The sequence below is a fragment of the Rhodanobacter sp. Root561 genome (genome assembly GCF_001427365.1).
Taxonomy (GTDB): domain Bacteria; phylum Pseudomonadota; class Gammaproteobacteria; order Xanthomonadales; family Rhodanobacteraceae; genus Rhodanobacter.
The window spans coordinates 176,810-200,430 of record NZ_LMGH01000011.1; the positions used below are offsets into that span (position 1 = coordinate 176,810).

25 protein-coding genes are annotated in these 23,621 nt (G+C 66.8%); 14 read left to right on the top strand and 11 right to left on the bottom strand.

The features are described 5' to 3' along the window. Nucleotides 1-16: 16 nt before the first annotated feature. Nucleotides 17-2,200 carry an AsmA family protein gene (locus ASD55_RS09605; RefSeq protein ID WP_056765713.1) on the bottom strand — a complete coding sequence of 728 codons (2,184 nt, stop codon included), beginning with the start codon at nucleotides 2,198-2,200 and terminating at the stop codon, nucleotides 17-19. A gap of 130 nt (nucleotides 2,201-2,330) precedes the next feature. Beyond that, nucleotides 2,331-3,266: a peptidylprolyl isomerase gene (locus ASD55_RS09610; protein WP_056765715.1), complete on the bottom strand. Its 936-nt coding sequence runs from the start codon at nucleotides 3,264-3,266 to the stop codon at nucleotides 2,331-2,333. A gap of 150 nt (nucleotides 3,267-3,416) precedes the next feature. Between ASD55_RS09610 and ASD55_RS09615 the strand changes: the two genes are divergently transcribed. Together ASD55_RS09615 and ASD55_RS09620 are read left to right on the top strand one after the other, a co-directional pair. Then, complete coding sequence (locus tag ASD55_RS09615) at nucleotides 3,417-3,782, top strand: PadR family transcriptional regulator (protein WP_056718696.1); 366 nt, start codon at nucleotides 3,417-3,419, stop codon at nucleotides 3,780-3,782. Continuing rightward, nucleotides 3,779-4,702, top strand: coding sequence for a sensor domain-containing protein (locus ASD55_RS09620; RefSeq protein ID WP_056765717.1), 924 nt, complete (start codon nucleotides 3,779-3,781; stop codon nucleotides 4,700-4,702). Before ASD55_RS09615 ends, ASD55_RS09620 begins: the two co-directional genes overlap by 4 nt. Nucleotides 4,703-4,717: 15 nt before the next feature. Here the strand turns inward: ASD55_RS09620 and ASD55_RS09625 are convergent, their stop codons facing one another. The 3 genes from ASD55_RS09625 to ASD55_RS09635 form a co-directional block, all read right to left on the bottom strand. Continuing rightward, a complete protein-coding gene (locus ASD55_RS09625) occupies nucleotides 4,718-5,920 on the bottom strand; it encodes a DUF1501 domain-containing protein (protein WP_056766055.1) in 1,203 nt (400 codons plus the stop codon). A gap of 18 nt (nucleotides 5,921-5,938) precedes the next feature. Then, nucleotides 5,939-7,519: a DUF1800 domain-containing protein gene (locus tag ASD55_RS09630; protein ID WP_082542732.1), complete on the bottom strand. Its 1,581-nt coding sequence runs from the start codon at nucleotides 7,517-7,519 to the stop codon at nucleotides 5,939-5,941. A gap of 98 nt (nucleotides 7,520-7,617) precedes the next feature. Next, nucleotides 7,618-7,905: a hypothetical protein gene (locus ASD55_RS09635; protein ID WP_056765720.1), complete on the bottom strand. Its 288-nt coding sequence runs from the start codon at nucleotides 7,903-7,905 to the stop codon at nucleotides 7,618-7,620. A 137-nt stretch (nucleotides 7,906-8,042) separates the two neighbouring features. On the opposite strand from ASD55_RS09635, the gene ASD55_RS09640 reads away from it, so the two are divergent. Beyond that, the gene (locus tag ASD55_RS09640; protein ID WP_056718699.1) at nucleotides 8,043-8,651 is read left to right on the top strand and encodes a class I SAM-dependent methyltransferase; all 609 of its coding nucleotides are present in this window, start codon (nucleotides 8,043-8,045) and stop codon (nucleotides 8,649-8,651) included. A 24-nt stretch (nucleotides 8,652-8,675) separates the two neighbouring features. On the opposite strand, the gene nth is transcribed toward ASD55_RS09640, so the two are convergent. Beyond that, complete coding sequence (nth, locus tag ASD55_RS09645) at nucleotides 8,676-9,311, bottom strand: endonuclease III (RefSeq protein WP_056765722.1); 636 nt, start codon at nucleotides 9,309-9,311, stop codon at nucleotides 8,676-8,678. After that, nucleotides 9,308-9,928 carry an RnfABCDGE type electron transport complex subunit B gene (locus tag ASD55_RS09650; protein WP_056765723.1) on the bottom strand — a complete coding sequence of 207 codons (621 nt, stop codon included), beginning with the start codon at nucleotides 9,926-9,928 and terminating at the stop codon, nucleotides 9,308-9,310. The genes nth and ASD55_RS09650 overlap by 4 nt, the downstream gene beginning before the upstream one ends. A gap of 68 nt (nucleotides 9,929-9,996) precedes the next feature. Between ASD55_RS09650 and ASD55_RS09655 the strand changes: the two genes are divergently transcribed. Beyond that, entirely contained in the window at nucleotides 9,997-10,287 is a 291-nt protein-coding gene (locus ASD55_RS09655) for a hypothetical protein (RefSeq protein ID WP_056765725.1), read from the top strand. A gap of 61 nt (nucleotides 10,288-10,348) precedes the next feature. Here ASD55_RS09655 and metG read toward each other — a convergent pair whose 3' ends face one another. Next, nucleotides 10,349-12,448, bottom strand: coding sequence for a methionine--tRNA ligase (gene metG / locus ASD55_RS09660; RefSeq protein WP_056765727.1), 2,100 nt, complete (start codon nucleotides 12,446-12,448; stop codon nucleotides 10,349-10,351). 209 nt (nucleotides 12,449-12,657) lie between these two features. Between metG and ASD55_RS09665 the strand changes: the two genes are divergently transcribed. Genes ASD55_RS09665 through ASD55_RS09675 form a run of 3 tightly spaced genes read left to right on the top strand, consistent with a single transcriptional unit; the run spans nucleotide 12,658 to nucleotide 15,287 of the window. After that, complete coding sequence (locus tag ASD55_RS09665) at nucleotides 12,658-13,815, top strand: MFS transporter (RefSeq protein WP_235577772.1); 1,158 nt, start codon at nucleotides 12,658-12,660, stop codon at nucleotides 13,813-13,815. Nucleotides 13,816-13,840: 25 nt separating this feature from the next. Next, complete coding sequence (locus ASD55_RS09670) at nucleotides 13,841-14,503, top strand: HAD family phosphatase (protein WP_056765731.1); 663 nt, start codon at nucleotides 13,841-13,843, stop codon at nucleotides 14,501-14,503. Then, nucleotides 14,496-15,287 (top strand): DeoR/GlpR family DNA-binding transcription regulator, encoded by a 792-nt coding sequence (locus ASD55_RS09675; RefSeq protein WP_056765734.1) that lies wholly within the window; start codon nucleotides 14,496-14,498, stop codon nucleotides 15,285-15,287. The genes ASD55_RS09670 and ASD55_RS09675 overlap by 8 nt, the downstream gene beginning before the upstream one ends. 84 nt (nucleotides 15,288-15,371) lie before the next feature. Here ASD55_RS09675 and ASD55_RS09680 read toward each other — a convergent pair whose 3' ends face one another. Then, nucleotides 15,372-15,836, bottom strand: a complete 465-nt coding sequence (locus ASD55_RS09680) for a DUF2147 domain-containing protein (protein WP_056765736.1) — start codon at nucleotides 15,834-15,836, stop codon at nucleotides 15,372-15,374. A 189-nt stretch (nucleotides 15,837-16,025) separates the two neighbouring features. Between ASD55_RS09680 and apbC the strand changes: the two genes are divergently transcribed. From apbC to ASD55_RS09700, 4 genes are all read left to right on the top strand, one after another. Further along, nucleotides 16,026-17,120 carry an iron-sulfur cluster carrier protein ApbC gene (apbC, locus tag ASD55_RS09685; RefSeq protein WP_056765737.1) on the top strand — a complete coding sequence of 365 codons (1,095 nt, stop codon included), beginning with the start codon at nucleotides 16,026-16,028 and terminating at the stop codon, nucleotides 17,118-17,120. Then, nucleotides 17,117-17,659: an NADPH-dependent FMN reductase gene (locus ASD55_RS09690; protein ID WP_056765739.1), complete on the top strand. Its 543-nt coding sequence runs from the start codon at nucleotides 17,117-17,119 to the stop codon at nucleotides 17,657-17,659. The genes apbC and ASD55_RS09690 overlap by 4 nt, the downstream gene beginning before the upstream one ends. A gap of 94 nt (nucleotides 17,660-17,753) precedes the next feature. Then, on the top strand, nucleotides 17,754-18,320 hold the full coding sequence (dcd, locus tag ASD55_RS09695) for a dCTP deaminase (protein WP_056718709.1): 567 nt from the start codon (nucleotides 17,754-17,756) through the stop codon (nucleotides 18,318-18,320). 113 nt (nucleotides 18,321-18,433) lie between these two features. Continuing rightward, nucleotides 18,434-18,928: a hypothetical protein gene (locus ASD55_RS09700; RefSeq protein ID WP_056719135.1), complete on the top strand. Its 495-nt coding sequence runs from the start codon at nucleotides 18,434-18,436 to the stop codon at nucleotides 18,926-18,928. A gap of 123 nt (nucleotides 18,929-19,051) precedes the next feature. Here the strand turns inward: ASD55_RS09700 and ASD55_RS09705 are convergent, their stop codons facing one another. Both ASD55_RS09705 and ASD55_RS09710 read right to left on the bottom strand, forming a co-directional pair. Next, nucleotides 19,052-19,468: an HIT family protein gene (locus ASD55_RS09705; RefSeq protein WP_056718710.1), complete on the bottom strand. Its 417-nt coding sequence runs from the start codon at nucleotides 19,466-19,468 to the stop codon at nucleotides 19,052-19,054. Continuing rightward, on the bottom strand, nucleotides 19,465-20,136 hold the full coding sequence (locus ASD55_RS09710; protein WP_056718711.1) for a dienelactone hydrolase family protein: 672 nt from the start codon (nucleotides 20,134-20,136) through the stop codon (nucleotides 19,465-19,467). The genes ASD55_RS09705 and ASD55_RS09710 overlap by 4 nt, the downstream gene beginning before the upstream one ends. 164 nt (nucleotides 20,137-20,300) lie before the next feature. On the opposite strand from ASD55_RS09710, the gene rimO reads away from it, so the two are divergent. The 3 genes from rimO (at nucleotide 20,301) to ASD55_RS09725 (ending at nucleotide 23,597) form a co-directional block, all read left to right on the top strand. Next, entirely contained in the window at nucleotides 20,301-21,638 is a 1,338-nt protein-coding gene (gene rimO, locus ASD55_RS09715) for a 30S ribosomal protein S12 methylthiotransferase RimO (RefSeq protein ID WP_056765741.1), read from the top strand. Between the two features lie 7 nt (nucleotides 21,639-21,645). Further along, nucleotides 21,646-22,455: a DUF3025 domain-containing protein gene (locus ASD55_RS09720; RefSeq protein WP_056765744.1), complete on the top strand. Its 810-nt coding sequence runs from the start codon at nucleotides 21,646-21,648 to the stop codon at nucleotides 22,453-22,455. A gap of 74 nt (nucleotides 22,456-22,529) precedes the next feature. Further along, a complete protein-coding gene (locus tag ASD55_RS09725; RefSeq protein WP_255357476.1) occupies nucleotides 22,530-23,597 on the top strand; it encodes a phosphate/phosphite/phosphonate ABC transporter substrate-binding protein in 1,068 nt (355 codons plus the stop codon). Nucleotides 23,598-23,621: the final 24 nt, after the last annotated feature.

A 23,621-nucleotide genomic window follows, 5' to 3' on the forward strand; every position in this document is an offset into this window, starting at 1 on the left:
GGGGAGATGCCGCATTCTAGCGCCCGCCAGCAGCCTTCCGGACGGCGGCCGGCCGCTTCTGCGACGGCATCATCCGGCCGGACTGGCGCAGCTGCTGCAGCACGGTGCGGCAGGTGTTCTCGCCGTCGTCGTCATGGCTGGGCGCGACCAAGGCGAGCAGGGCGGCGGCCGGCGCCGCGACCACGCTCAACGCCACCGCGCCGGCGCCGCGGGCGATCAGCGGGCCAGGGTGCACGCCGACGTTGGGGTTCTTCAGCGTGCCGTTGACGTACAGCGGCGAGCGCAGCGAGAACACGCGGAAGCCCTTGGTGTGGGGCGTCACGTCCAGGTCGAGTTTCTCGCTAGCCAGGTTCACTGTGCCGGTCACGTTGATCACCGCGTCGTCGGTGTCGAACACGAACAGGCGCATGTCGAACAGTCCGTCGCTGGCGGCCATGTCGGTGGCGGCGCAGTTGATCTCCACGGTCTTGTCGCCGAACAGCTTGCCGATGACGATGTTGCCCACGTTGAGGCCGGCGGTTTCCAGCAGGGTCTTGCTGATCGCGCCGTCGTTCATCAGCAGCTTCAGTTCGCCGTCCGCGCTACCGAGCAGGGCGGCGATGGAATTGCCCTGGGCGCTGAGGTCGGCGTCGCCGTTGATCTCGCCGAAGCTGGTGTGCATCGGCTCGAAGGTGGGGAACAACTGCTTGAGCTTGAGGTGGCGCGCGTTGAGTTTCAGCAGGCCGCGCATCGGCGTGCGGCTGCCGTCCAGCGTGATGTTGCTGCGCACCTTGCCGCCGGCCACGCCGAAGCTGAGCGGGTCCAGGTAGAGCGCGCCGTTGTTCATCACCAGGTGGGTGGCCAGCGAATCGATCGGCAGTGCCTCGCCATGCACGATGCGCTCGCTGCTGAAGCTCACGTCGGCGTCCATCGCCTGCCAGCGTTCGGTGCGGAACGGTGCGACCGGCAGCAGTTTGTCGGCCGGCTGGGCGGGGCGATCATCGGCGGGCGCGGCCTTCGAGCTGCCGCCGATCAGCGGCGCGAGGTCGGCGAACTGCAGCAGCTTCGAATGCAGCTTGCCGGTGAGTTTGGGGCGCTTGCCGCCGGTGACGAACAACAGGTCGCCGGACAGGTCGCTGCCGCCGACCCGACCGCGGAAATCCTGGTAGTGATAGCGGCTGCCGTTGCGGCGCAGCTCGGCGCTGAGATGGCCTTCGGTCGCGTACGGCGGGGTGTCCGGCAGGGTGACGCCGGTGAGCGGATACAGCTTGGCCATGCTGGAGCCGGAGAACCACAGCTGCACGTCCAGCGCGCCCAGGTGCAGCGGATCGGTCAGGGTGCCGACCAGCGCGATGTGGGTGTCGCCCAGGTTCACGTCGGCCTGCAGGGGGAACGGCCGACGCGCGTCCTGCAGGGCGAGCATGGCGCCGGTCTTGCCGTGACCCTTCAGCGGATTGCCCTGGTAGCTGCCCTCGGCGGTCCAGCCGAACTGGTAGGTGATCGCGTTGTCCGGCCGATGCTGCCTGTCGGCGGCTGCGTTGTTTGCGCTGTCCGGCAAAGCCTTGTTCGTGCTCTCGGGCAAAGCCTTGCCCACGGCCTTGCTGGCCTGCTCGCGGGCGTCGGCGGTCTGCTGCGCCACGATCTGGTCGTAGGGAATCGCTCCCTGCAGCGGTTCGATGGTGGCCTTGAGCCGGGTGCGGCTCGGCGCGTCGTCCAGGCTCAGATGGCCCCGGTCGAAGCCGACCGTGCCCACGTCCAGCGTCCAGCTCGACGGTTGCTCGTTCTGGGGAAAACTGAAATCCCAGCTGGCGCGGCCCTGCTTGTCGCGCTCCAGGTCCACGCTGGGCTGCACCAGTTGCAACGACGGCACCTCGATGCGATGGGCGATCAGCGGCAGCGGCGAAAGCCGGAAGCGCAGCGCCTGCAGTCGGGCGAACTGTGGTTGCTGTGCCCACGGGGGATTGGCGATGCTGATGTCGCGTGCGGTGAACTCGGGCCACGGCAGCAGCGAGGCCAGCCAGCTGCCGTTGCGGTCGCGCCGCCAGTCGACGGTGAGGTCGCCGTTGATCGCGAATGGCCGTCCGATCGCCTTGCTCACCTTGTCGCTGATGAACGGACGCATCCGGTTCCAGTCGAAGGTGGCGATCACCACGACCAGGATCAGCAGCACCGCCAGCACGACTCCCACGATCCATGCGAGGACTTTGCGGCTGCGCTTCATGCTGGTCTCCTGTCACGGGGTCGCGAAGTCCATGCATAGCCCCCCGCGTGACAAGATTTCGTGGTGAAGTCCCCGCTGGCGTCAGCGGGGATTCATCCGGGCAGCGGCCTTGAGTGCGCCCGCCCTGGCTTCAGTGCACCGGTTTGGCGTCACGCACCGGCACGGTGAGGCTGCACAGGCCGACCTTGCCCACCGGCTCGGGGTAGAACGCATTGTGGCCATGGCGACTGGCATCGATCAGGGCCGCGAAGCTGGCGCTGTCGGTGCGCAGCACCTCGATCGCCGGACGCTCCTGCGCCGGCATGTCGGCGGCCAGGCGCACCGATTCGATGCGGGTGCGTCGGGCGGGATCGGCATAGAAGCCCATCGGTTCGGGGCCGCGCTGCAGGCCGGACAGCAGGGGCATGCCTTCCAGCACGCGGCCGGCGACGGCGAGGTTGTGATCCAGTTTCCGCGCCTGGCCGATCACCGCGTACAGCGAGCTGCCGCTGCCGCTGTCCGGCGCCACGTCGCGCGCCACGCCGACCGTGCCATAGCAGTGCGCCACCCACTCCTGGCCGCTGGCCGGATCGCGGCCCACCGGAAAGCCCCCGCTGAAACCGACTTCGGGTGCGTAGACGTCGCCATCCGGCAGTGGCGTCCACGGCTGCTTCGCAGCGATCGCGCGGCTGAACTCCGGAGGCAGGGTCTTGCTGGCCTTGCCCAGCGAACGGATCTTGTCCTTGTCGCCGTTCTCGTCGTCGTTCGGATCGCCCCACTGGGTGACGAAGTTGTCCTGCACGCGGATGATCGCCAGCCCGTCGAAGTAGTGCTGGCGCACCAGGGTGCGAATGTTCGCCGCATGCAGCGGGGTGAAATCCTGGGCCAGCTCGATCACCACGCGACCCGTCGGCAGCTGCATCACCAGCAGGTTCTGCGGATCGGGCCTGCGCCATTCGGCCGGCGCGGATTTCGCCAGGATTTCCTTGGTCGTCGGCGTGGGCTTGCCCTGCTCGGCGGCGAGGGCAGGCAACGCGGTCAGACTGCTGGCCAGCGCGAGACCGGCGATGAGATGGCGACGACGCATGGCATTCCCCTTGGGTGACCGATAGGCGAGGGCTGCAACTTAGCAGAGTGCCGCGACCACTTGATCGCAGGCATGACTTCAGGCCCATGTACTAGTGTCAAGTTAATACTATGATTCACCTCAGTCTAAGCGGCAGTGCGGGTGAGCGGGATGGACGACAGCGTCAGCCAGTTGAAGAAGTTCCAGAAGGAGCTTTCCAGCGGCACCGTGTCGCTGGTGCTGCTGGCGGTGCTGGGGCAGTCGCGTCAGCCGATGTACGGCTACCAGATCGCCAAGCGGCTGGAAGAGGTGGGCGAGGGCGTGCTGGCCGGCAAGCAGAGCGCGCTGTATCCGGTGTTGCGCAATCTCGAAGCCGCCGGCCTGCTGGGCAGCGAAGTCGAGCCGTCCGTCAGCGGGCCGCCGCGCCGCTATTACCGCATCACCAAGCCGGGGCGCGAAGTCCTGCGCGAGTGGATCGCCGCGTGGAACGCCACCCGCGATTCCGTCGATAACGTCTTGCAAGGAGGGGTGTCATGAACGCGCCACGCAGCATCGCCGAGTATCTTGAACAACTGCGCGCCGCCCTGCGTGGCGCGGACCCCGCCCTGATCCAGGATGCGTTGTACGACGCCGAGGAACACCTGCGCTCGGAACTGGCCGAGCAGCCCGAGCGTGGCGAAGCGGCGATGCTGGAGCACGTGGTGGGCAGCTACGGCGCGCCGGACGAGGTGGCCGAGATCTATCGTGATCAGGAAATCCGCATCCAGCGCGCACTGCGTCCGCCGCCGCTGCCGAAGCGGCGTTCGCTGGCGGGGCGCTTCTTCGGCGTGGCGGCCGATCCGCGCACCTACGGCGCGCTGTTCTACATGCTGCTGTCGCTGGCCACGGGCATCTTCTACTTCACCTGGGCCGTCACCGGATTGTCGCTGTCGGCAGGTCTGTCGGTGCTGATCATCGGCCTGCCGTTCATCGTGCTGTTCTTCGGCAGCGTGCGCGTGCTGTCGCTGGTCGAGGGGCGCATCGTGGAGGCGATGCTGGGCATGCGCATGCCGCGGCGGCCGGTGTATCCCACCCAGGGCATGAGTCTGATGCGGCGCATCGGTCGCATGTTCACCGACGTGCACACCTGGACCACGCTCTGCTACATGTGGCTGATGCTGCCGCTGGGCATCGTGTATTTCACGCTCGCGGTGACCTTGCTCAGCGTATCCGTCGCCTTCATCGGCGCGCCGTTGGCGATGATGTTCCACAACGACTGGATGCCCGGGCTGTACGTGAACCACCAGGTTCTCGTGAACTGGGGCTTCGGCGCGCACGCGCCGGGTTGGGGCGACGCGATCGCGATGTGCGTGATCGGCATCGTGTTGCTGTTCGCCACCCTGCATCTGGCGCGCGGCCTGGGCCGTCTGCACGGCTACATCGCCAAGCACATGCTGGTGCCGCGCACGGCCGACTGAACGCGCGAACTTCGCTCATACCAATTGCAGGTCACGCGGCCGTGCCTGCGGGAAGACGCCCTGCAACTGCTTGTTCGACAGCTCCCAGGTTCGCGCCAGCAAGCCGCTCAGGACGTCGCGGTAATTGTTGAGCACCGGGTAGTCGCGGTTCTGCAGCAGGCTGGCGGCGTTCACCGCGACCTGCTCGCCGGCGATGCGACCGCCGTTGACCTTGCCGCCCAGCACCCAATGCACGGTGCCGTGGCCATGGTCGGTGCCCTTGTCGCCGTTCTCGCGGAAGGTGCGGCCGAACTCGGACAGCACCACCACGGTGGTGTTTTTCCATTCGTCGCCCAGCGCCTCGGCATAGGCGGCCAGGCCTTCGCCCAGGTTGCGCAGGTTGTTGGCCAGGCCGCCGCTGACGCTGCCCTGGTTGACGTGGGTGTCCCAGCCGCCGACGTCGACGAAGCCGAGCCGGTACTGGTCGCGCATCAGGGTGGCGATGCGCCGTGTCTCGCTGGCGAAGCTGCGGGCGCTGGGCGCGCCGCCGCTGGCCTTGACCATCTCGTTGCGCAGGTCCTCGGAGATCGATGCCGGCAGCGCGAGCCCGTCGGCGGTGGCGGCGGCCAGCGGCGTGCCCTTGTACATGTTGCCGAGGATCGCCGACTGCCGCGCATTGAAGCGGGCCTTCGGACCGGCCTTCATCGAGATGTTGGGGATGTCCTTGCCGGCGCCCTGGAAACTCAGCGGCAGGTTTTTGGTGAAGGCGATCGCTGGCACGCCGCTGAGCTGGCCGGACAATCGCGCCAGGAAGCCCGAACGGAAACTGCCCCGGTGCGCGGTGGGCTGGCCCGACTCGATATTGTTCTGGGTCTCGAAGTGGCTGCGCGACAGGTCGTCGGTGCCGGCGAACGGCACGAAGGCGAGCTGCTTGCGCTGCCACAGCGGCAGCAGCGATTCGCGCAAGACCGGATTCAGTCCCCACTGCGCATCCAGCGCGATCGCGCTGGCAGGATTGGCGGGATCGGGCCTGGCGATCGCCAAGGTGGGGCGTGATTCGTAATAGAAATCGCTGGCGTAGGGCACCAGCAGGTTGTTGCAGTCGTAGCCGCCGCGCAGGAACACCAGCAGGAAGCGCGGTGAGCTGGCGGGCGCGGCGAACAGGCTGCCGCTGAAGGACAGGGCGGGCAGGGCCGCCGCGGCGGAGGCGGCGGCCAGCAGGAATTGGCGACGGTTCATCATGGCTTTGCGGAAACCTCAGCGGTAATTGAAATCCGGCGACGACAGCAGGTAGGTATTCCATTCCGCTGCCGAAGTCGCCTTGCCCAATGCCGCCCGGGTGGCTTGCGACAGGCGCGGTTCGACCACGGCGCGGTAGAGCGGCGAGTCCAGCGCGGGCACGGCCGGGCGTGCCCGCGGCGTGGCCGGGTCCGGCTCGTCGGTGATGAACAGCTTGTTGCGGCCACTGCCGATCGCGCGGGCCACTTCGAATCGGGTCGCCATCTGGCCCGAGCCCGACCAGCTGGCGCTGTCCAGCGGCCAGCCGTCGGGCGTGACCCGGCCGAACACCGGCTCGCCCATCTGGTTGAGCCAGTTGACCAGCGGCTGCGCGTTGCTGATCGGCTGGCCGTCGTAGGCGAGCTTCATCGCGGAAACCAGGAAACGGGTGGGGTCCTTGAACTTCTTCGCCTCGCCGCCGGTCAGCTCCGGCGAATCGAACATCGTGCGCAGTACCGCGGCGATGTCGCCGTCGCTGCGCTGGAAGGTTTTCGCCATCGCTTCGATCAGGGCCGGTGGCGGCCGGTCGGCCACGAAATACTCGGCCAGCTGGCGCGAGACGAAACGGGCGCAGGCCGGCTGCCGGGTGATCAGATCCATCGCCTGCTCGATCTCGCGATAGCCGCTGCCGTGGATGCGCTGGCCGAGCAGGGTCTTGTCGCTGAAGTCGTGCCGGTCCGGATTGAACACGAACAGGCCGTCGCGCACGAAGCCCGGCCGCGTGCGGCCGAAGCGGCCGGCTCGCCGTGGTGCCGCCGGTGCGATGCCCGCGCCGGTAAGGATCAGCGCCAGTTGCTGCACGTCCTGCTGGGTGTAGCCCGAGCCGACGCCCAGGGCGTGCAGTTCCATCAGCTCACGGGCGTAGTTCTCGTTGGTCTTGCCCTTCACGTTCTTCGCGTTGTCGAGATACTCCAGCATCGCCGGGCTTTTCAGCGTGGCCAGCAGCAGGTCACGGAACTTGCCCAGCGCATGGGGCCGGATCGCGCGTTCCTCGTAGTCGGCCGCCAGCAGACGCACACGACCCTTGGCGGCATACACGCTGAAGTGGTTGAGCCAGAACCACACCAGCTGCTCCTTCAACGGGTTGCTGCCGTAGATCGCATGCAGCAGTTCGGCCTGTTGCGCCTGCTGGGCCAGTTCGCGAGCCTGCTTTTGCAGGTTCTTCTTCGCGGCGACCCTGGCGTTGCCCTCAGGCATCGACTTCAGCTGGCGCCGCGCTTCGGCCGCCTCGGCCAGCAGCTCTTCCGGCGGCGTGCTGATTGCGGGGTAGCTGGCGATCAGGTTGGCGATGGCCGGTGGCAGCGTGTCGTTGCGGCCGGCCAGTTGCGCGTCAAGCCAGCCCTGGCGGCCGAGCTGGCGGTAGCTGGCCAGGCTGGCCGAGTCGATGCCGAAAGTTGCCCGCTGCAGCCATTGCACGTCGGACGGAGCCAGCGGTCGGCCCGCGGAGTCCGGCGCATGCGCCGAGGCGGCGACAGACAGCAGCAAGGCCGCGGTGAACGGGAGCAGACGGCGATGGAGCCTGCCGTGCCGAGCTTCAAACCAGGCGGTAGAGGGTTGCATGGCGGAACCTTGGCTGGGAGGCGCTGCGCGTCACGGCACCACAGAAGGCTTCAACGCCGCGCCCGCCCAACGGATGACACGGGCGTGGTTCCCGCCGTTCAGAACTCGTCCACGAACTCGATGCCGGCGGCCGCTTCGCCGGCCGCCTCCTCGGCGCGGGCGCGCACGTCGTCCGCGACGTCGTCGTCGGGCGTGTCCACTTCGATGCGATAGATGTGGCCCTCGCTGTCGCTGACCGAGTCGCTGGAGCTGGAGTCGTCGCGCATCCCGGAGACCAGGTCGTCGATTTCCTCGACGTGCTCGATGCGGTCGAGGCCGTGCAGGGTCGCGATGACGGCATCGGCGTCGGCGCGGCTGCCGATCAGGCGGAAGCGGACCATGGGCATGGGATTCTCCTCGGGGCGGCGATGGAAGCTGGCGGCGATGCTGGCATCGGCAGCGCATGCAGAAAGTGATGCCGCATCCGGATCGGCGGGTCGGGCGGGATACCATGGACGCTGCCCACGCTTGCCCGGACCTCCGCATGACCAAGACCTACGACCGCGCCTATTTCGACAAGTGGTACCGCGACCCGCGACATTCCGTGGCGTCGGCGGCCGAACTGCGGCGCAAGGTGGCGATGGTGGTGGCGCAGGCCGAGTATTACCTGGGGCGTCCGATCCGCAACGTGCTCGACGTGGGCTGCGGCGAGGCGACCTGGCGCGCGCCGCTGCGCGCGTTGCGGCCGGGGATCACCTACCGCGGCCTGGACGCCAGCGAGTACGTGGTGGCGCGCTACGGCCGCAGCCGCAACATCGGCCTGGCCCGCTTCGGCCAGCTGGAATGCCTGCGCTTCGACGAGCGTTTCGACCTGGTCGTGTGCACCGACGTGCTGCACTACCTGAAGCCGGCGGAAATCCGCGCCGGCCTGCAAGGCATCGGCGAGATGCTCGAAGGCGTGGCCTTCCTCGAAGTGTTCACCAGTCGCGACGACGTGGCCGGCGACCACCAGGGTTTCGTCTCGCGCGCGCCGGCCTGGTACTTGCGGGAGTTCGGCGAAGTCGGCCTGCTGCCATGCGGCTCGCACTGCTATCTGGGGCCGCGGCTGGAACGGCACATCGCGGCGCTGGAGCGGGCGCAGTTGGCGGGGTGACTAGCGAGGAACGGGGCTCCTTCCTCACTCCACCGTCTTGTCCCTGTACCGGCACAAGTCACGGATCACGCAGTGCGGGCAATCGGGCTTGCGCGCCTTGCACACGTAGCGGCCATGCAGGATCAGCCAGTGATGGGCGTCCTGCTTGAACTCGGCCGGCACCACTTTCTCCAGCTTGTCCTCGACCGCACGCACGTCCTTGCCCGGCGCCAGACCGGTACGGTTGGAGACGCGGAAGATGTGCGTGTCCACCGCGATGGTCGGCACGCCGAAGGCGGTGTTGAGCACCACGTTGGCGGTCTTGCGGCCCACGCCGGGCAGCGCTTCCAGCGCCTCGCGGGTGCGCGGCACCTCGCCGTCATGCTGCTCGATCAGCAGGCGGCACAGCGCGATCACGTTCTTCGCCTTGGCGTTGAACAGGCCGATGGTGCTGATGTAGCGCTTCAGTCCTTCCTCGCCCAGGGCCATGATGGCCTGCGGCGTGTTAGCCACCGGATAGAGTTTGCGGGTGGCCTTGTTGACGCCGACGTCGGTGGCCTGCGCCGACAGCACTACCGCCACCAGCAGTTCGAACGGCGTGGTGTATGCCAGTTCGGTGGTGGGATGCGGGTCCAGTTCGCGCAGCCGCGAGAACAGCTCGATCACCTCAGCGCGCTTCACGGTTTCGACTCCTGTTGCTTCGCCCTGGCGCGGGCCAGCGCGGCCTGCACCGGGTTGACCGTTCCGGCCGCCGCTTCCACGGCAAGCTTGCGCGCCGCCAGTTCGGCCTCGCGTTCGGCGCGCTGGCGTTCGAGGCGCGATTCACGGCGCTGGAAGTGTTCGCGCGCCGCATCGGCATGGGCGACATCGATTTGCTCGGGCGGCATCGGTTCGAGCACGATGCAGTCGACCGGGCAGGCCGGCACGCACAGTTCGCAACCGGTGCAGTCGTCCGCCACCACGGTGTGCATCAGCTTCGAGGCGCCGATGATGGCGTCGACCGGGCAAGCCTGGATGCATTTGGTGCAGCCGATGCAGTCGGCCTCGACGATGCGCGCCAGCATGCGCGGATGTTCGATGCCGCAGTCGGGATCGAGTGGCAGTGCGGGGCGATCGAGCAGGGTGGCCAGTTTTTCGATGCCGGCGGTGCCGCCTGGCGGGCACCGGTTGATCGGCGCCTGGTTGCGGGCGATCGCCTCCGCATACGGCCGGCAGCCGTGGTAGCCGCATTGCTCGCATTGGGTCTGCGGCAGCACGGCGTCGATGCGGTCGGCGAGAAGGGTGACGGGATCACTCATGCGCGATGGCGGGGCGGGCGATAATCGACGCCCATTGTCCCGCAATTGCCGTCGGTTGGAGTGTTGCCATGAAATCGTCGTTTTTCGCCTCGTTGTTGCTTACCGCCGTGCTGGGTGCCGGTGGTGCGATCATGCTGACCCATGCCACCCCCGCGCAGGCGGCGTCGTCCGAAGTCCCGGGCGACACGGTGACCGTGTTCGTCGATGCCACCCTGGGTTTCCGCAAGAAGCACATGGCGAACCAACTCACCAAGTCGCACGCCGACTACGCCGCGCGCGGCTACCGTTACGTGGACATGGCACCGTACAACGAGAACGGCGACCTGGTCGGATTCTTCGTGACTTACACGAAGCAATAGCGGTTTTGGTCATTCGTTTGTAGGAGCGCACCCTGTGCGCTCCTACAACGGCGTGGTCGTGTCAGCGGACGGTGGCGCCGGGCTTCGCGCCCTGGTCGGCGTCGAGCAGGAACAGGTCGCTGCCGCCGTCACCGGCGGACAGGATCATCCCTTCGGACAGGCCGAAGCGCATCTTGCGCGGCGCCAGGTTGGCGATGAACACCACGTTGCGGCCGACCAGCTTTTCCGGCTCGGCGTAGGCCGCGCGGATGCCGGAGAAGATCTGCCGCGTGCCCAGCGGGCCGGCGTCCAGTTCGAAGCGCAGCAGCTTGTCCGAGCCCTCGACGAATTCGCACGCGCTGACCTTGCCGATGCGCAGGTCGAGCCTGGCGAAGTCGTCGATGCCGATGGTGCCGGCGTCGGCGTTCTGCGACGCCGGATTCGGTGCGGCAGGCTTGGTGTCTTCGGTCATGGGCTTCTTCTTCGGGGTTTTGGGGGCTTCGGCAGGGGCGCCGAGTGAATCCTTCGACGATTCGATCATCGCCTCGATGAGCCTGGGATCGATGCGGCCCATCAGCGTCTCGAATGCTTCGATGGTGTGATTGTGCAGGCTGCTGCGGGCGTCGTCGAAGTCGACGATGGGTGCGGCCAGGAATTTCTCGGCAGCGCCGATCGTGGCCGGCAGGATCGGCTTCAGCATGCCGGCCAGCAGCCGGAACGCGCCCAGTGCAAACGAACAGACATGGTGCAGTGCTTCGCGCTGGGCCTCGTCCTTGGCCATCGCCCATGGCGCCTTGGCGGCGATGTGGCCGTTGACGATGTCGGCCATCAGCACGAAGCGGCGGGTGACTTCGGCGAACTCGCCGCTGTCGTAGAGTTCGGCGACGCCGTCGTAGTGCTCCAGCAGGCTGTTCCACAGGGCCGCTTCCTCGGCGCCGAACTGCGCGGCCAGGCGGCCGTCGAAGAACTTGTGGACGAAGCCGGCGGTGCGGCTGGCGATATTCACCCACTTGCCGACCAGGTGCGAATTGACCCGCTCTTCGAAGGCCTTCAGGTCGAGATCCACGTCGACCGGCGTCTCGTTGAGCATGCTGGCGAAGTAGTAGCGCAGGAACTCCGGATGCAGGCCCGAATCGAGATAGGTGCGCGCCTGGATGAAGGTGCCGCGCGACTTGGACATCTTCGCGCCGTTCACCGTCAGGTAGCCGTTCACGTGCAGCGCCGTGGGCGTGCGGAAGTTCGCGCCGTGCAGCATCGCGGGCCAGAACAGGCCGTGGAAGTTGATGATGTCCTTGCCGATGAAGTGATGCATCTCGGCGTTGCTGTCGGCGGCGAGGAAGTCGTCGAACTGCAGGTCGGTCCGGTCGCACAGCGCCTTGAAGCTGGCCAGGTAGCCGACCGGCGCGTCCAGCCACACGTAGAAGAACTTGCCCGGCGCGTCGGGGATCGGAAAGCCGAAATACGGCGCGTCGCGCGAGATGTCCCAGTCCTTCAGGCCGCCGTCCAGCCATTCGCGCAGCTTCGCGGCCACGCCGCTGTTGGCCACCGGTTTGCCGCCGGTGAATGCGCCGGCGAACCAGTCGCGCAGCAGGCCCTCGAACTTTCCCAGCTCGAAGAAGTAGTGCTCCGAGTCGCGCAGCACCGGGGTGGCGCCGGACATCACCGAATAGGGATTGATCAGGTCGGTCGGTGCGTAGGTGGCGCCGCAGTTCTCGCAGTTGTCGCCGTACTGGTCCGGTGTCTTGCAGACCGGGCAGGTGCCCTTGATGTAGCGGTCCGGCAGGAACATCTGCTTTTCCGGGTCGAACAGCTGCTGGATGCTGCGCCTGGCGATGCTGCCGGCGTCGCGCAGGCGCGTGTAGATCAGCGTCGCCAGTTCGCGGTTCTCGTCCGAATGGGTGGTGTGGTAGTGGTCGAACGCCACGCCGAAGGCGGCGAAGTCCGCCTCGTGGCCCTGGCGGATGCCTTCGATGTAGTTCTCCGGCGTCATTCCGGCCTTTTCTGCCGCCAGCATGATCGGCGTGCCGTGGGCGTCGTCGGCGCAGACATAGGCCACTTCGTTGCCGCTCATTCGCTGCGCTCGCACCCAGATGTCGGCCTGGATGTAGCCCAGCAGATGGCCCATGTGCAGCGGGCCATTGGCGTAGGGCAGGGCGTTGGTGACGAGCAGGCGACGACTCATGGTGGGCGGGCACTCCGGGATGACTGCGCATTATGCCATGCAGGTCCATCCCGATCGTGCGCCGACGCACGGGTCGCGGCGGGCCCGCCGTGCTCGTGGCGATGCCGGCGCGCGCCATCCGGTCGCCGGGACAGGCATCGACTGGTTTGCATGTTTTATCTTGTTTTTATACATTTGTGCACGTTTTGAACGCACTGGAAACCATCAGCGTGTCGAGAGAGTCCTTGCAGGCCGGGCCGCAGCGTCTGCCCGGCGCCATCCGCGCCACGCGCCTGATCTTCCTGGTGTCCGGTATCGGCATGGCCAGCTGGGCGCCGATGGTGCCGTACGTGAAGGCGCGGCTGGGACTGGACGACGCGGCTCTGGGCCTGGTGCTGCTGGCTTTCGGCGGTGGTTCGATGCTGTCGATGCCGCTGGTCGGCCTGCTGACCCACCGTTACGGCAACCGCCAGGTGATCAGCGTGGCCGGGCTGCTGCTGTGCGTGGCGATTCCCGTGCTCGCGATCGTGCCGGATGTGCTGACGCTGGCCGTGACGCTGCTGTACTTCGGCGCGATGCTTGGCGCGGTGGACGTGGCGATGAATGCGCATGCGGTCGAGGTGGAGCGGCGCGACGGCCGCGCGTTGATGTCGGGCTTTCATGGGCTTTTCAGCATCGGCGGCCTGGTCGGCGCCGCGCTGATGAGCGCCTTGCTGGCGCTCGGCCTGCCGCTGGTGGTCGGTGCCCTGGCGATCGCGCTGCTGTTGATGCTGATCGTGCTCGGCCAACGTCGCGACCTGCTTGCCCGCGTGGGCGATGTGGCCAGGCAGACGGTGAAGTTCCGGCTGCCGCGCGGATTGGTGCTGCTGCTTGGCGTGTTGTGCTTCGTCAGTTTCCTGGCCGAGGGCGCCATGCTCGACTGGAGCGCGGTGCTGCTGCGTGACTTCCACGGCTTCTCCGCTGCATCCGCCGGCATCGGCTACGCGTGTTTCTCGGTGGCCATGGCTAGCGGTCGGCTGGTGGGCGACCGGGCCATCGCGCGGCTGGGTCCGGTGTGGACGGTGCGCGTCGGCGCCGGCGTGGCGGCGTTCGGGTTTCTTCTGGCTTCGATGGCGAACTGGCCGCCGGCTTCGTTGACTGGCTTCGTGCTGATCGGCCTGGGCGCCTCCAATATCGTGCCGCTGATGTTCAGTGCGGCGGGTCGCCTGCCGGGCCAGCCGCCGGCGATTTCGATCGCCACGGTGACTGCGCTGGGTTACGCCGGCCTGCTCAGCGGCCCGGCCTTGATCGGCTTCATGGCCCATGCCAGCAGTTTGCCGGCCGCGCTGGCCGTGGTCGCCGGCATGTTGCTGCTGGTCGCCGCCTCGGCGCGGATCGTGCGGCGTTGAATGACAGCTACGCGAGGATGACGACATGAGCGAGCGCACGACCCGACGTGCCGTGCCGGACACGGTGATCTTCGATCTCGGCGGCGTCCTGATCGACTGGAACCCGCGTTATCTCTATCGCCGCCTGTTCGACGACGAATCATCGATGGAGCAATTCCTGGCCGAGGTTTGCGATGGTCAGTGGAACGAGCAGCAGGATGCAGGGCGCAGCTGGGACGAAGCCATCCGGCTGCGCAGTGCGGAGTTTCCCGAACATGCGGCCCTGATCGCCGCCTACCGCACGCGCTGGGACGAGATGCTGCGAGGCCCGATGCACGACAGCGTGGCGATCCTCGAGGAACTGCGCGCGCGTGGCGTGCGCCTGTACGCCTTGACCAACTGGTCGCAGGAGACCTTTCCGCTGGCCTTCGAACGCTATGCGTTCCTGCAGGCATTCGAGGGCATCGTGGTGTCCGGGCAGGAGCGAATGATCAAGCCCGATCCGGCGATCTTCCAACTGCTGCTGAATCGTTACGGGATCGATCCGGGCCGTGCCGTGTATGTCGACGATGCCCCGCGTAATGTGGATGCGGCGGCGAAACTCGGCATGCATGCGCTGCAGTTCCGTGATGCCGCGTTGCTGCGTGGGGAACTGGTCGCGCTGGGGCTGCTCGATGGCACAGCACCGGAGGTGCGCCAGCATGGCTAAGGTGAATCCCGGCGAGATGCTGCCGCAGGAACGTCAGCAATGGATACTCGATCGACTGCGCCAGCGCGGTCGCGTGGTGGCGGTGGAGTTGGCGACGGAATTCGCGGTGTCCGAGGATTCGGTCAGGCGCGACCTGCGCGAGCTGGCGGCGCTGGGTCTGTGCAAGCGCGTCTACGGTGGTGCGTTGCCCATTTCCGCCACCGTCGCACCGCTCAAGCAGCGACGACAGGAACATGCCGGCCGCAAGCTGGCGCTCGCCCGCAAGGCAGTGGCCCTGGTGCGGCAGGGGCAGGTGCTGCTGATCGACGCCGGTTCGACCAACGCGGCAATTGCCGCCGCGCTGCCGCCGGACCTGGGGCTGACCGTGGTGACCAATGCACCGGATATCGCGCAGATCCTGCTCGAACGTGAAGGCTTCGACATCCTGCTGATCGGCGGTCGGGTCGATGCACGGATCGGTGCCGCCGTCGGCGCGCAGGCGGTGCAGGAAGTTCAGCGCGTGCGCGCCGACCTGTGCTTTCCGGGCGCCTGCGCGATAGATGCGAGCGGTGGGCTGTGGGGTTTCGACAGCGAGGAAACGTTGCTGAAGCGGGCGATGGTCGAGGCCAGTGGCGAGGTCGTCGTCGTCGCCACCAGTGACAAGCTCGGCACGGTGGCGACGCATCGGGTGGCAGCCATCGACGAAGTGCAGCATCTGGTGGTCGAACACGAGGTCGGTCGTGCGCTGCGTGCCAGCTTCACTGCCCGTGGCCTGACCGTGCATCGGGCCGACGCGCCCGCGTGAAGCAGGCTTGCTCGCCTAAAAGAAAAGCCTCATGCCAGGATCGCTGACATGAGGCTTGGCGCAGGGTGGAGCGATTGAACTGCGTCAGTTCTGGCGTTCCCAGGTCTGGCTGCGGCCGACCCAGGAGAAGCCGATGTAACCGCGCACGTTGAGCTTCTGCCCGCCGTCGAGCATCGACAACTTCACCTTGTAGACCTTGCCGGATTTCGGGTCGAGGATCTTGCCGCCATCCCAGACGTCGTCGTTGCGGTGCACGCCCCACATGATGTTCATGCCTTCGACCGGCTTGTCCTTGCGTTCGCCGTCGCACTTGCGGCACATCGCCACGGCGCCGTCGCGGGCGATGTCTTCCGGGCTGCGGTTGAGCAGCTTGACGATGTGCGCCTGCAGTTCGCCGTTGTTGTCGGTGATCTCGACGATCGACTTGGCCTGGCCGGATTCGTCGTCGATGGTCTTCCAGGTGCCGACCGGTGTGTCATTGGCTGCCATTACGGTACCGGCGCCAAACAGCAGGCTGGCGGCGATGGCCCAACGAAATGCGTGCTTCATGGTGTTCCTCCCGTACGAAAGCGTATGGATGGGAGACTGGCGAGGATGGGGGAGGCCGTCAAGCTGCATTGCGCAAATGCTTGCGGCGCCCCGCAGCGCGCCGGCCACGGCAGGTTCGCGCTGATCTGGGTCAGCCGACCGATGCCGGCGGGCTGGCATAATGGCGGCCCCGCATTCCCCCGAGCAGACATGACACAGGCGAACGAAGCCCTGGTCCGCCAGATCCTTGGCGGCCTTATCGATACCCACACCGGCGCGTCGCTGGGCGAAGCCGTGCGCGCGGTGGGCGTGGACGGCGGCAAGGTCTCGGTGGACCTGCAACTGGGCTATCCGGCGGCCGGCGCCATCGACGTCATCGTCAGCCGGGTGCGCCAGGCGCTGGAGGCCGATCCGGCGATCGAATCGGCCACCGTGTCGGTTACCAGCCGCGTCCACGTGCACAAGGTGCAAGGCACGCTGGGGCCGCTGCCGAACGTGAAGAACATCATCGTGGTCGCTTCGGGCAAGGGCGGCGTGGGCAAGTCGACAGTATCCGCCAACCTGGCGCTGGCGCTGCAGGCCGAGGGCGCCAGGGTCGGCGTGATGGACGCGGACATCTACGGCCCGAGCCAGCCGACCATGCTCGGCGTGCACGGCAAGCCGGCCTCGCCCGACGGCAAGAGCATCCTGCCGATGCAGGCGCATGGCATGCCGGTGATGTCGATCGGCTTCCTGGTGGAAGAGGACACGCCGATGATCTGGCGCGGTCCGATGGTCACCCAGGCGATGATGCAATTGCTCACCGATACGCGCTGGGAGCAGCTCGACTACCTGATCGTCGACCTGCCGCCGGGCACCGGCGACATCCAGCTCACGCTGTCGCAGAAGGTGCCGGTGGCCGGTGCGGTGATCGTCACCACGCCGCAGGACATCGCCCTGCTCGACGCGCGCAAGGCGCTCAAGATGTTCGAGAAGGTCGAGGTGCCGGTGCTGGGCGTGGTGGAGAACATGGCCACCCACGTCTGCTCGCATTGCGGCCACGAGGAAAACATCTTCGGCGAAGGCGGCGGCGAGCGCATGGCCAGCCAGTACGGCGCGGCCTATCTCGGTTCGCTGCCGCTGGACATCCGCATTCGCGAGCAGGCCGACAGCGGCAATCCCACCGTGGCGGCCATGCCCGATTCCGACCTCGCCATGCGCTATCGCGAAATCGCCCGCAACGCGGCGGGACGCTTGTCGCGCCAGCCGCGCAACAAGTCGCTGGGCCTGGGCAAGATCGTGGTGCAGGGCGCACCCACCGCATGAGGGTGGCGGCGCAGGTGTTGTGCCTTTCCGGCAGCCTGCGCCGCGTGTCGTCGAACTCGGCGGCGCTTGAAGCGGCGTATCGATTGGCGCCATCGACGCTGGAGCTGCTGCTCTACAAGGGGCTCGGTGAACTGCCGCTGTTCAATCCCGATGCGGAGACCGATCCGCTGCCGTCCGCGGTCGCCGAATTGCGCGAAGCGGTGGACTCGGCCGATGCCTTGCTGATCGCCTGTCCCGAGTACGCGCACGGCGTGCCCGGTGCGTTCAAGAACCTGCTGGACTGGCTGGTCGGCAGCCCGGACTTCCCCGGCAAGCCAGTGTTGCTGCTGAACACTGCGGCGCGTGGTTCGTATCACGCGCAGGAGGCGCTGGCCGAGATCCTCACCACCATGTCCGCGCAACTGCTGGCGGCCCGGCCGGTGATGGTGGCCTTGCCTGGCGCCGGTTGCTCGGTGACGCAGGTGCTGGAAAATGCCGATCGCTGCGCCGAATTGCAGGTGGCGCTGCGGCTGTTGGTGGAAGCGTTGGCGGCGCATTGACGGGCTTCGGCTGGCGCCGCGATGCCCTGACCGTGTATTTTTGCCGACTGCGCCCCGGCCGTTCCGGGCTGCCAAGCCAACCAGCGGAGACAGTGTGAGCATCAAACCCGACAAGTGGATCCGCCGCATGGCCGAGAGTCACGGCATGATCGAGCCGTTCGAGCCGGGCCAGGTGAAGCTGCGCGACGGCAGCAAGCTGATTTCCTACGGCACGTCGAGCTATGGCTACGACGTGCGCTGCGCCCGCGAGTTCAAGATCTTCACCAACATCAACTCCACCATCGTCGACCCGAAGTCGTTCGATCCGACCAGCTTCGTCGACGTCGAGGCGGACGTGTGCATCATCCCGCCGAATTCGTTCGCGCTGGCGCGCACGGTGGAATACTTCCGCATCCCGCGCAAGGTGCTGACGATCTGCTTGGGCAAGAGCACGTATGCGCGCTGCGGCATCATCGTCAACGTGACGCCGCTGGAGCCGGAGTGGGAGGGCCACGTGACGCTGGAATTCTCCAACACCACGCCGCTGCCCGCAAAAATCTACGCCAACGAAGGCGTGGCGCAGATGCTGTTCCTCGAATCCGACGAGGAATGCGAAACCAGCTACAAGGACCGCGGCGGCAAGTACCAGGGCCAGCAGGGCGTGACCTTGCCGCGTACCTGAATGCCGTGACCGGACGGGCCCCCTGGGCACGTCAGTCGTCGCAGTCCGCGCTACACTTCCATCGATCCCGTCGTTTGATGGCTTCCATGTCCGATTGCTTCCAGGAGACCCGCATGATCCGTTTTTCCACGATGCTTAAGCGAGCTGCGGCCGCGCTCATGCTGGGCGGCGTGCTGGTGCTCGCCGGTTGCCACTCCGGCAGCACCAAAAGCGACGTAAGCACCGCTTCGATGAAGGGGCAGTTCGACGCCACCATCGAGTCCTACAAGGATGGCCAGTTCCTGCTGGATGGCGCCGTGCTCTCCGCACTCGACATGGGCAGCCACTTTGCCTATCTGAAGGATCAGGGGAAGCTGCCAAAAACCGTTCTGCTGCTGCCCAGCGACGATGCGAAGATCCGCAAGCGGCACCTGGAATACATGGCGCGCATGCAGATGGACTACGGCTTCACCGTGTTCTACGACAACAAGGGCACGCTGACCAAGATCAATCCGGTCGATACCAAGGCTCGTGAGCTGGAAGACCATCATGCACCGTCGGCTCTGCCCGACGAGCAGAAAGGCAAGTCGGCCAGCAGCGGCGGCTTCGATCCGGAGAATCAGCACTGATCGCATGCTGGTCGCCCGTGGCGGACGCGCAGTTGCATTGACGACGGCGAAGTTCGATCTGCGGCATGAACTCCATGAAGAAGGGCCGCAGCGCGCTGCGGCCCTTTCTTTTGACAGGCCGGGTCAGTTGGCGAGTGCGCCCTGCAGCGCGGCAATCAGCTGCTCGCGTTGCGCGGCGGCGTAGGCCATCGCGCTGCCATTTCCCCACACCGGCCCCGGCCAGGCGGCGTCACCGTCGCGACGCCCGACCACGTGCACATGCAGTTGCCGCACGATATTGCCCAGGGCACCCAGGTTGAGCTTGTCGAACGGTGCCGCGGCACGAAGCGCAGCACCAGCGCGGCCCACCTCCTGCCACAGCAGGGTCTGCTCGTGACTGCCGAGGTCGCCGACCTCGACCAGGCCGGTTCGACGTGGCACCAGGATCAGCCACGGATAGCGCGCGTCATTCATCAGCAAAACGTCGCACAAGGACAGTGAGGCCACCGGGCAGGTATCGGCTGCCAGTCGCGGGTCGAGGATGAAGCCCGCCTCGCTCATGCTGCGCCGGCCAGATGCTGGTCGAAGAAGGCCAGCGTGCGCTGCAGTGCGAGCCGGGCGCTGGCCTCGTGGTAGCTCGGGCTGCCATCGCGGTTGAACGCGTGATCGGCGGGGTAGGTGAAGGTGTCCATTTGCGGCAACGCCTCGCGATGTTTCGCCACCGCTTCGGGCGTGATGCTGTGGTCTTTCTCGCCGAAGTGGAACATCACCGGCGCCTTCGGTATTTCGTGCAGGAACGGCAGGTTGCGCGCGCCGTAATAGCTCACGGACGGCAGCCCCAGACGCAGTGCGGCGAGCAGCGCGACGGTGCCGCCCCAGCAATAGCCGACCGTGCCGATCCTGCCGGCCGAGCTGATCGATTCGGCGGCGCTGGCCACGTCCTCGAGCGCGCGCTCGAGCCCCAGTTCCGCCACCAGCTGTTTGCCGCGATTCGCGCCGACCATGTCATAGGGCAATTCGACGCCGCTTTCCAGCCGGTCGAAGAACGCGGGTGCGATCGCGGTATAGCCGTAGTCGGCGAAGCGGTCGGCCAGGTCACGGATGTGCGCGGTGACGCCGAAGATTTCCTGGATCACCACGATGCCGCCCTTCGGCGTGCCCGCCGGTTGGGCCAGGTAGGCGCCGATGCACTGCGTGCCGGAGGTGGGAATGTTGATGGACTGGCCCATGATGCGGCTCCTGCGGGGGAGTGACGATTCTAGGCATTGTGGGGAACGGGAAACAGGGAAACGGGGAACAACAGCAAACGCAAAAGCGGCGCGCTCTGCCGCTCCCCATTCCCCATTCCCGTATAATCGCCTGTTACCCCACAGCTTTTCACGGTAACCCGGCCATGTCCCAGGCTTCGCACAAGATCGGTTTCGTCAGCCTCGGCTGCCCCAAGGCGCTGGTCGATTCCGAGCGCATCCTTACCCAGTTGAAGGTCGAGGGTTACCAGATCGTGCCCAGCTACAACGAGGCCGACGCGGTGGTGGTGAATACCTGTGGCTTCATCGACGCGGCGGTGCAGGAGTCGCTGGATTCGATCGGCACGGCGCTCAACGAGAACGGCAAGGTCATCGTTACCGGTTGCCTGGGCAAGCGCGAGGCGCTGATCCGCGAGGCGTATCCGGACGTGCTGTCGGTCAGCGGCCCGCAGGACTACGCCAGCGTGATGACGGCGGTGCACAAGGCGCTGCCGCCAGTGCGCAACAAGTTCATCGACATCGTGCCGGACACGGGCGTGAAGCTGACCCCGAAGCACTATGCCTACCTGAAGATTTCCGAAGGCTGCAATCACCGCTGCAGCTTCTGCATCATTCCCTCGATGCGCGGCAACCTGGTCTCGCGCCCGGTCGACGAGGTGCTGCTGGAGGCCGAACGCCTGGTCAAGGGCGGCGTGAAGGAATTGCTGGTGATCTCGCAGGACACCAGCGCCTACGGCGTGGACCTGAAATACGCCGAGCGCGAGTGGCGCGGCAAGGCGTATCGCACGCGCATGACCGAGCTGTGCGAAGGCCTGTCGGAACTTGGCGTGTGGGCACGCCTGCACTATGTCTATCCGTACCCGCACGTGGACGAGGTGATGCCGCTGATGGCCGCCGGCCAGCTGCTGCCGTACCTGGACATCCCGTTCCAGCACGCCAGCCCGCGCATCCTGAAACTGATGAAGCGCCCGGGCAACATCGACCGGACGCTGGAGCGCATCCAGAACTGGCGCAGGCAGGTACCGGACCTGACCATCCGCAGCACCTTCATCGTCGGCTTCCCCGGCGAGACCGAGGCGGAGTTCGAGGAGTTGCTGGACTTCCTGCGCGAGGCAGAGCTCGATCGCGTGGGGGCGTTCGCCTATTCGCCGGTCGATGGCGCGAAGGCGAACGAGCTGCCCGACCCGGTCTCCGAGGAGCTGAAGGAAGACCGGCTGGAACAGTTCATGGCGGTGCAGGCGGAAATCTCCGCCGCGAAACTGCAGCGCAAGATCGGCCGCACGATCAAGGTGCTGGTCGACGAGGCCGGCGCCGGTGGTGCGGTGGCGCGTTCGGCCGCCGATGCGCCGGAGATCGACGGCAGCGTGCTGATCGCCGACGGCCAAGCGCTGCGTCCGGGCCAGTTCGTCGAGGTGGTGGTGGAGTCGGCCAGCGAGCACGACCTGCACGCACGGCTGGCCCATCCGCAGCTCAAGGTCGTCTAGTACCGCCATGCGCTACGTCGCGCCGGCTCGCGACTGCGTCGATTCGTCGGTGTTCGCGCGGATGCCACTGGCGGCCTGGCGCGAATGGGCCGATCTGCTCGAAGGCGCGCGCTGGCCAACGATCGACGCGTTGAACCGATACTGGCCGCACGACAGCCGCCCGCGATTCGTGGCGCAAACCCCCGCCTTGCTGGACGACGGCCTGCATTACGAACAGCGCATCGCCGAGCGTGGCCAGATCGCCACCCGTGAAGGCAACTGGCACGACCTTCTCAACGCGCTGGTCTGGCTTCGTCATGCCGGCCTGAAACAGGCGCTCAACGATCGCCAGGTTGTCGAGATCGCACGGATGGGGCCCAAGCGTCGTTCGCGCGCCCAATATGCGTTGACCCACTTCGACGAGGGCGGCGTCATGGTGGGCACCAGCGATCGCTCGCTGCTGGAGCTGTGGGATACCCATGACTGGCACGGCCTGTTCTGGCGCAGGCGGCAGGCCTGGCTGGACGGAACGATCCGTCTGGAGTTGTTCGGTCATGCCCTGCTGGAGCTGGCGTTGAACCCGGGCAAGCTGCTGGTGGCCAAGGCGCTGGTGTTTCATGCCGACGCCGGGAGCGATCTGGCGGCGCCGTGCGCCACGGCCATCCGCTCCGGCCGGCTGTTGAATGATCCGCTCGAACTGCGGCCGCTGCCATTGTCCGGACTGCCGGGCTGGGGTGAGCACAACGCCGATGAAGCCTTCCATCTGACCACGCCCTGCTATCAGCCGCGTCGCGCGGGGCGCAATTATCCGCCGCCCTTCGTGGCGGGCCAGGCCTGAGCCCACGCCTTGCCCCGCCGGCCGATCACGACTATATACAGTGCATCGGGACACGGCTCGGGGGGGGCAAGGTATTGGCCATCGCAAGCGCTTGGTGGTGCCATCGGCGGGGCAGACGCTGGTTCATATCACTGGTCGTGGCGCTGTGCATGGCGCTGTTCGGCATCGGCCCTGCGGCGGCGGCGAAGGTGCCTGCTCCCGCGGAGACACCGATCCGTTTCGGCATCCTGCCGATCGGCAGCGCAGCCGAGTCCCTCGAGCAATGGCGTCCCCTGCTGGATGACGTCAGCAGGCGACTGCACCGCGAGGTGGTCACGGTCTCGGTGGGCAGTTATGCCAGCCTGTCCAGTGCGATCGCCGGACAGCGGGTCGACGTCGCGTTCCTGTCCGGCCGGCTGGCCGTCGAGGCGGTGACCCGGCAGAACATGCAGGTGTTCGCGCAGTTCCAGCGCGGCGACGGTGCGCGAGGCAACGTGGCCACCCTGGTGGTGCGCGACGACAGCCCGATCCGCAACCTCGACGACCTGCTTGCCACGCCCGGTCAGGGCTGGCGTTACGCCCGCAGCGAGCACCTGTCGGTGACCGGCTACATCGCCCCCGAGGCCTATGTCTTCGCGCCGAAGGGACTCAACTCGGACACCTTTTTCGCCAGCGTGCGGGTGGGCGATCACCAGAGCAACCTGCTGGCCGTGGTCAACCGCGAGGCGGACGTGACCAGCAGCAACAACCCCGACATGGACCTGTTTCGCCGCAACTTTCCCCGCGAAGCGGCCCAGCTCAGGGTGATCTGGCGTTCGCAGCTGATTCCCTCCGGCGTGCTGGTGATCCGCGACGGCATGTCCCGGCGGTTGCGCCAGAAACTGACCGCGATCCTGCTCGACTACGGCAAGTCGCGCGGCGAGGCGGGCGAGCGGGAGCGCGCCGCGCTGGCGCGCATTCCGGATCTCGGCGGCTTCGTGGCGGTGGACAGTCGTGTGCTGACGCCGTTTGTCGACATGCAGTACACGCTGTTGCGGCAACAGGCCAGCCACGGTCAATGGGTCAGCCCGCAAGCCCTGCAGAATCGACTGGCGAAGATCGAGCAGGAACATCGGCAGGCCTTGCGGTTGCTGTCGCCGCATGGGGATGCGGACGGCAAATAGGCAGGCGAGTCATCCGGATTGCCG

What these genes read in the sequence shown, in the direction of transcription:
- ASD55_RS09605 (WP_056765713.1), bottom strand. Translation starts at nt 2,200, where the DNA reads ATGAAGCGCAGCCGCAAAGTCCTCGCATGGATCGTGGGAGTCGTGCTG.
- ASD55_RS09610 (WP_056765715.1), bottom strand. Translation starts at nt 3,266, where the DNA reads ATGCGTCGTCGCCATCTCATCGCCGGTCTCGCGCTGGCCAGCAGTCTG.
- ASD55_RS09615 (WP_056718696.1), top strand. Translation starts at nt 3,417, where the DNA reads ATGGACGACAGCGTCAGCCAGTTGAAGAAGTTCCAGAAGGAGCTTTCC.
- ASD55_RS09620 (WP_056765717.1), top strand. Translation starts at nt 3,779, where the DNA reads ATGAACGCGCCACGCAGCATCGCCGAGTATCTTGAACAACTGCGCGCC.
- ASD55_RS09625 (WP_056766055.1), bottom strand. Translation starts at nt 5,920, where the DNA reads ATGAACCGTCGCCAATTCCTGCTGGCCGCCGCCTCCGCCGCGGCGGCC.
- ASD55_RS09630 (WP_082542732.1), bottom strand. Translation starts at nt 7,519, where the DNA reads ATGCAACCCTCTACCGCCTGGTTTGAAGCTCGGCACGGCAGGCTCCAT.
- ASD55_RS09635 (WP_056765720.1), bottom strand. Translation starts at nt 7,905, where the DNA reads ATGCCCATGGTCCGCTTCCGCCTGATCGGCAGCCGCGCCGACGCCGAT.
- ASD55_RS09640 (WP_056718699.1), top strand. Translation starts at nt 8,043, where the DNA reads ATGACCAAGACCTACGACCGCGCCTATTTCGACAAGTGGTACCGCGAC.
- ASD55_RS09650 (WP_056765723.1), bottom strand. Translation starts at nt 9,928, where the DNA reads ATGAGTGATCCCGTCACCCTTCTCGCCGACCGCATCGACGCCGTGCTG.
- ASD55_RS09655 (WP_056765725.1), top strand. Translation starts at nt 9,997, where the DNA reads ATGAAATCGTCGTTTTTCGCCTCGTTGTTGCTTACCGCCGTGCTGGGT.
- metG (WP_056765727.1), bottom strand. Translation starts at nt 12,448, where the DNA reads ATGAGTCGTCGCCTGCTCGTCACCAACGCCCTGCCCTACGCCAATGGC.
- ASD55_RS09670 (WP_056765731.1), top strand. Translation starts at nt 13,841, where the DNA reads ATGAGCGAGCGCACGACCCGACGTGCCGTGCCGGACACGGTGATCTTC.
- ASD55_RS09675 (WP_056765734.1), top strand. Translation starts at nt 14,496, where the DNA reads ATGGCTAAGGTGAATCCCGGCGAGATGCTGCCGCAGGAACGTCAGCAA.
- ASD55_RS09680 (WP_056765736.1), bottom strand. Translation starts at nt 15,836, where the DNA reads ATGAAGCACGCATTTCGTTGGGCCATCGCCGCCAGCCTGCTGTTTGGC.
- apbC (WP_056765737.1), top strand. Translation starts at nt 16,026, where the DNA reads ATGACACAGGCGAACGAAGCCCTGGTCCGCCAGATCCTTGGCGGCCTT.
- ASD55_RS09690 (WP_056765739.1), top strand. Translation starts at nt 17,117, where the DNA reads ATGAGGGTGGCGGCGCAGGTGTTGTGCCTTTCCGGCAGCCTGCGCCGC.
- ASD55_RS09700 (WP_056719135.1), top strand. Translation starts at nt 18,434, where the DNA reads ATGATCCGTTTTTCCACGATGCTTAAGCGAGCTGCGGCCGCGCTCATG.
- ASD55_RS09705 (WP_056718710.1), bottom strand. Translation starts at nt 19,468, where the DNA reads ATGAGCGAGGCGGGCTTCATCCTCGACCCGCGACTGGCAGCCGATACC.
- ASD55_RS09710 (WP_056718711.1), bottom strand. Translation starts at nt 20,136, where the DNA reads ATGGGCCAGTCCATCAACATTCCCACCTCCGGCACGCAGTGCATCGGC.
- rimO (WP_056765741.1), top strand. Translation starts at nt 20,301, where the DNA reads ATGTCCCAGGCTTCGCACAAGATCGGTTTCGTCAGCCTCGGCTGCCCC.
- ASD55_RS09720 (WP_056765744.1), top strand. Translation starts at nt 21,646, where the DNA reads ATGCGCTACGTCGCGCCGGCTCGCGACTGCGTCGATTCGTCGGTGTTC.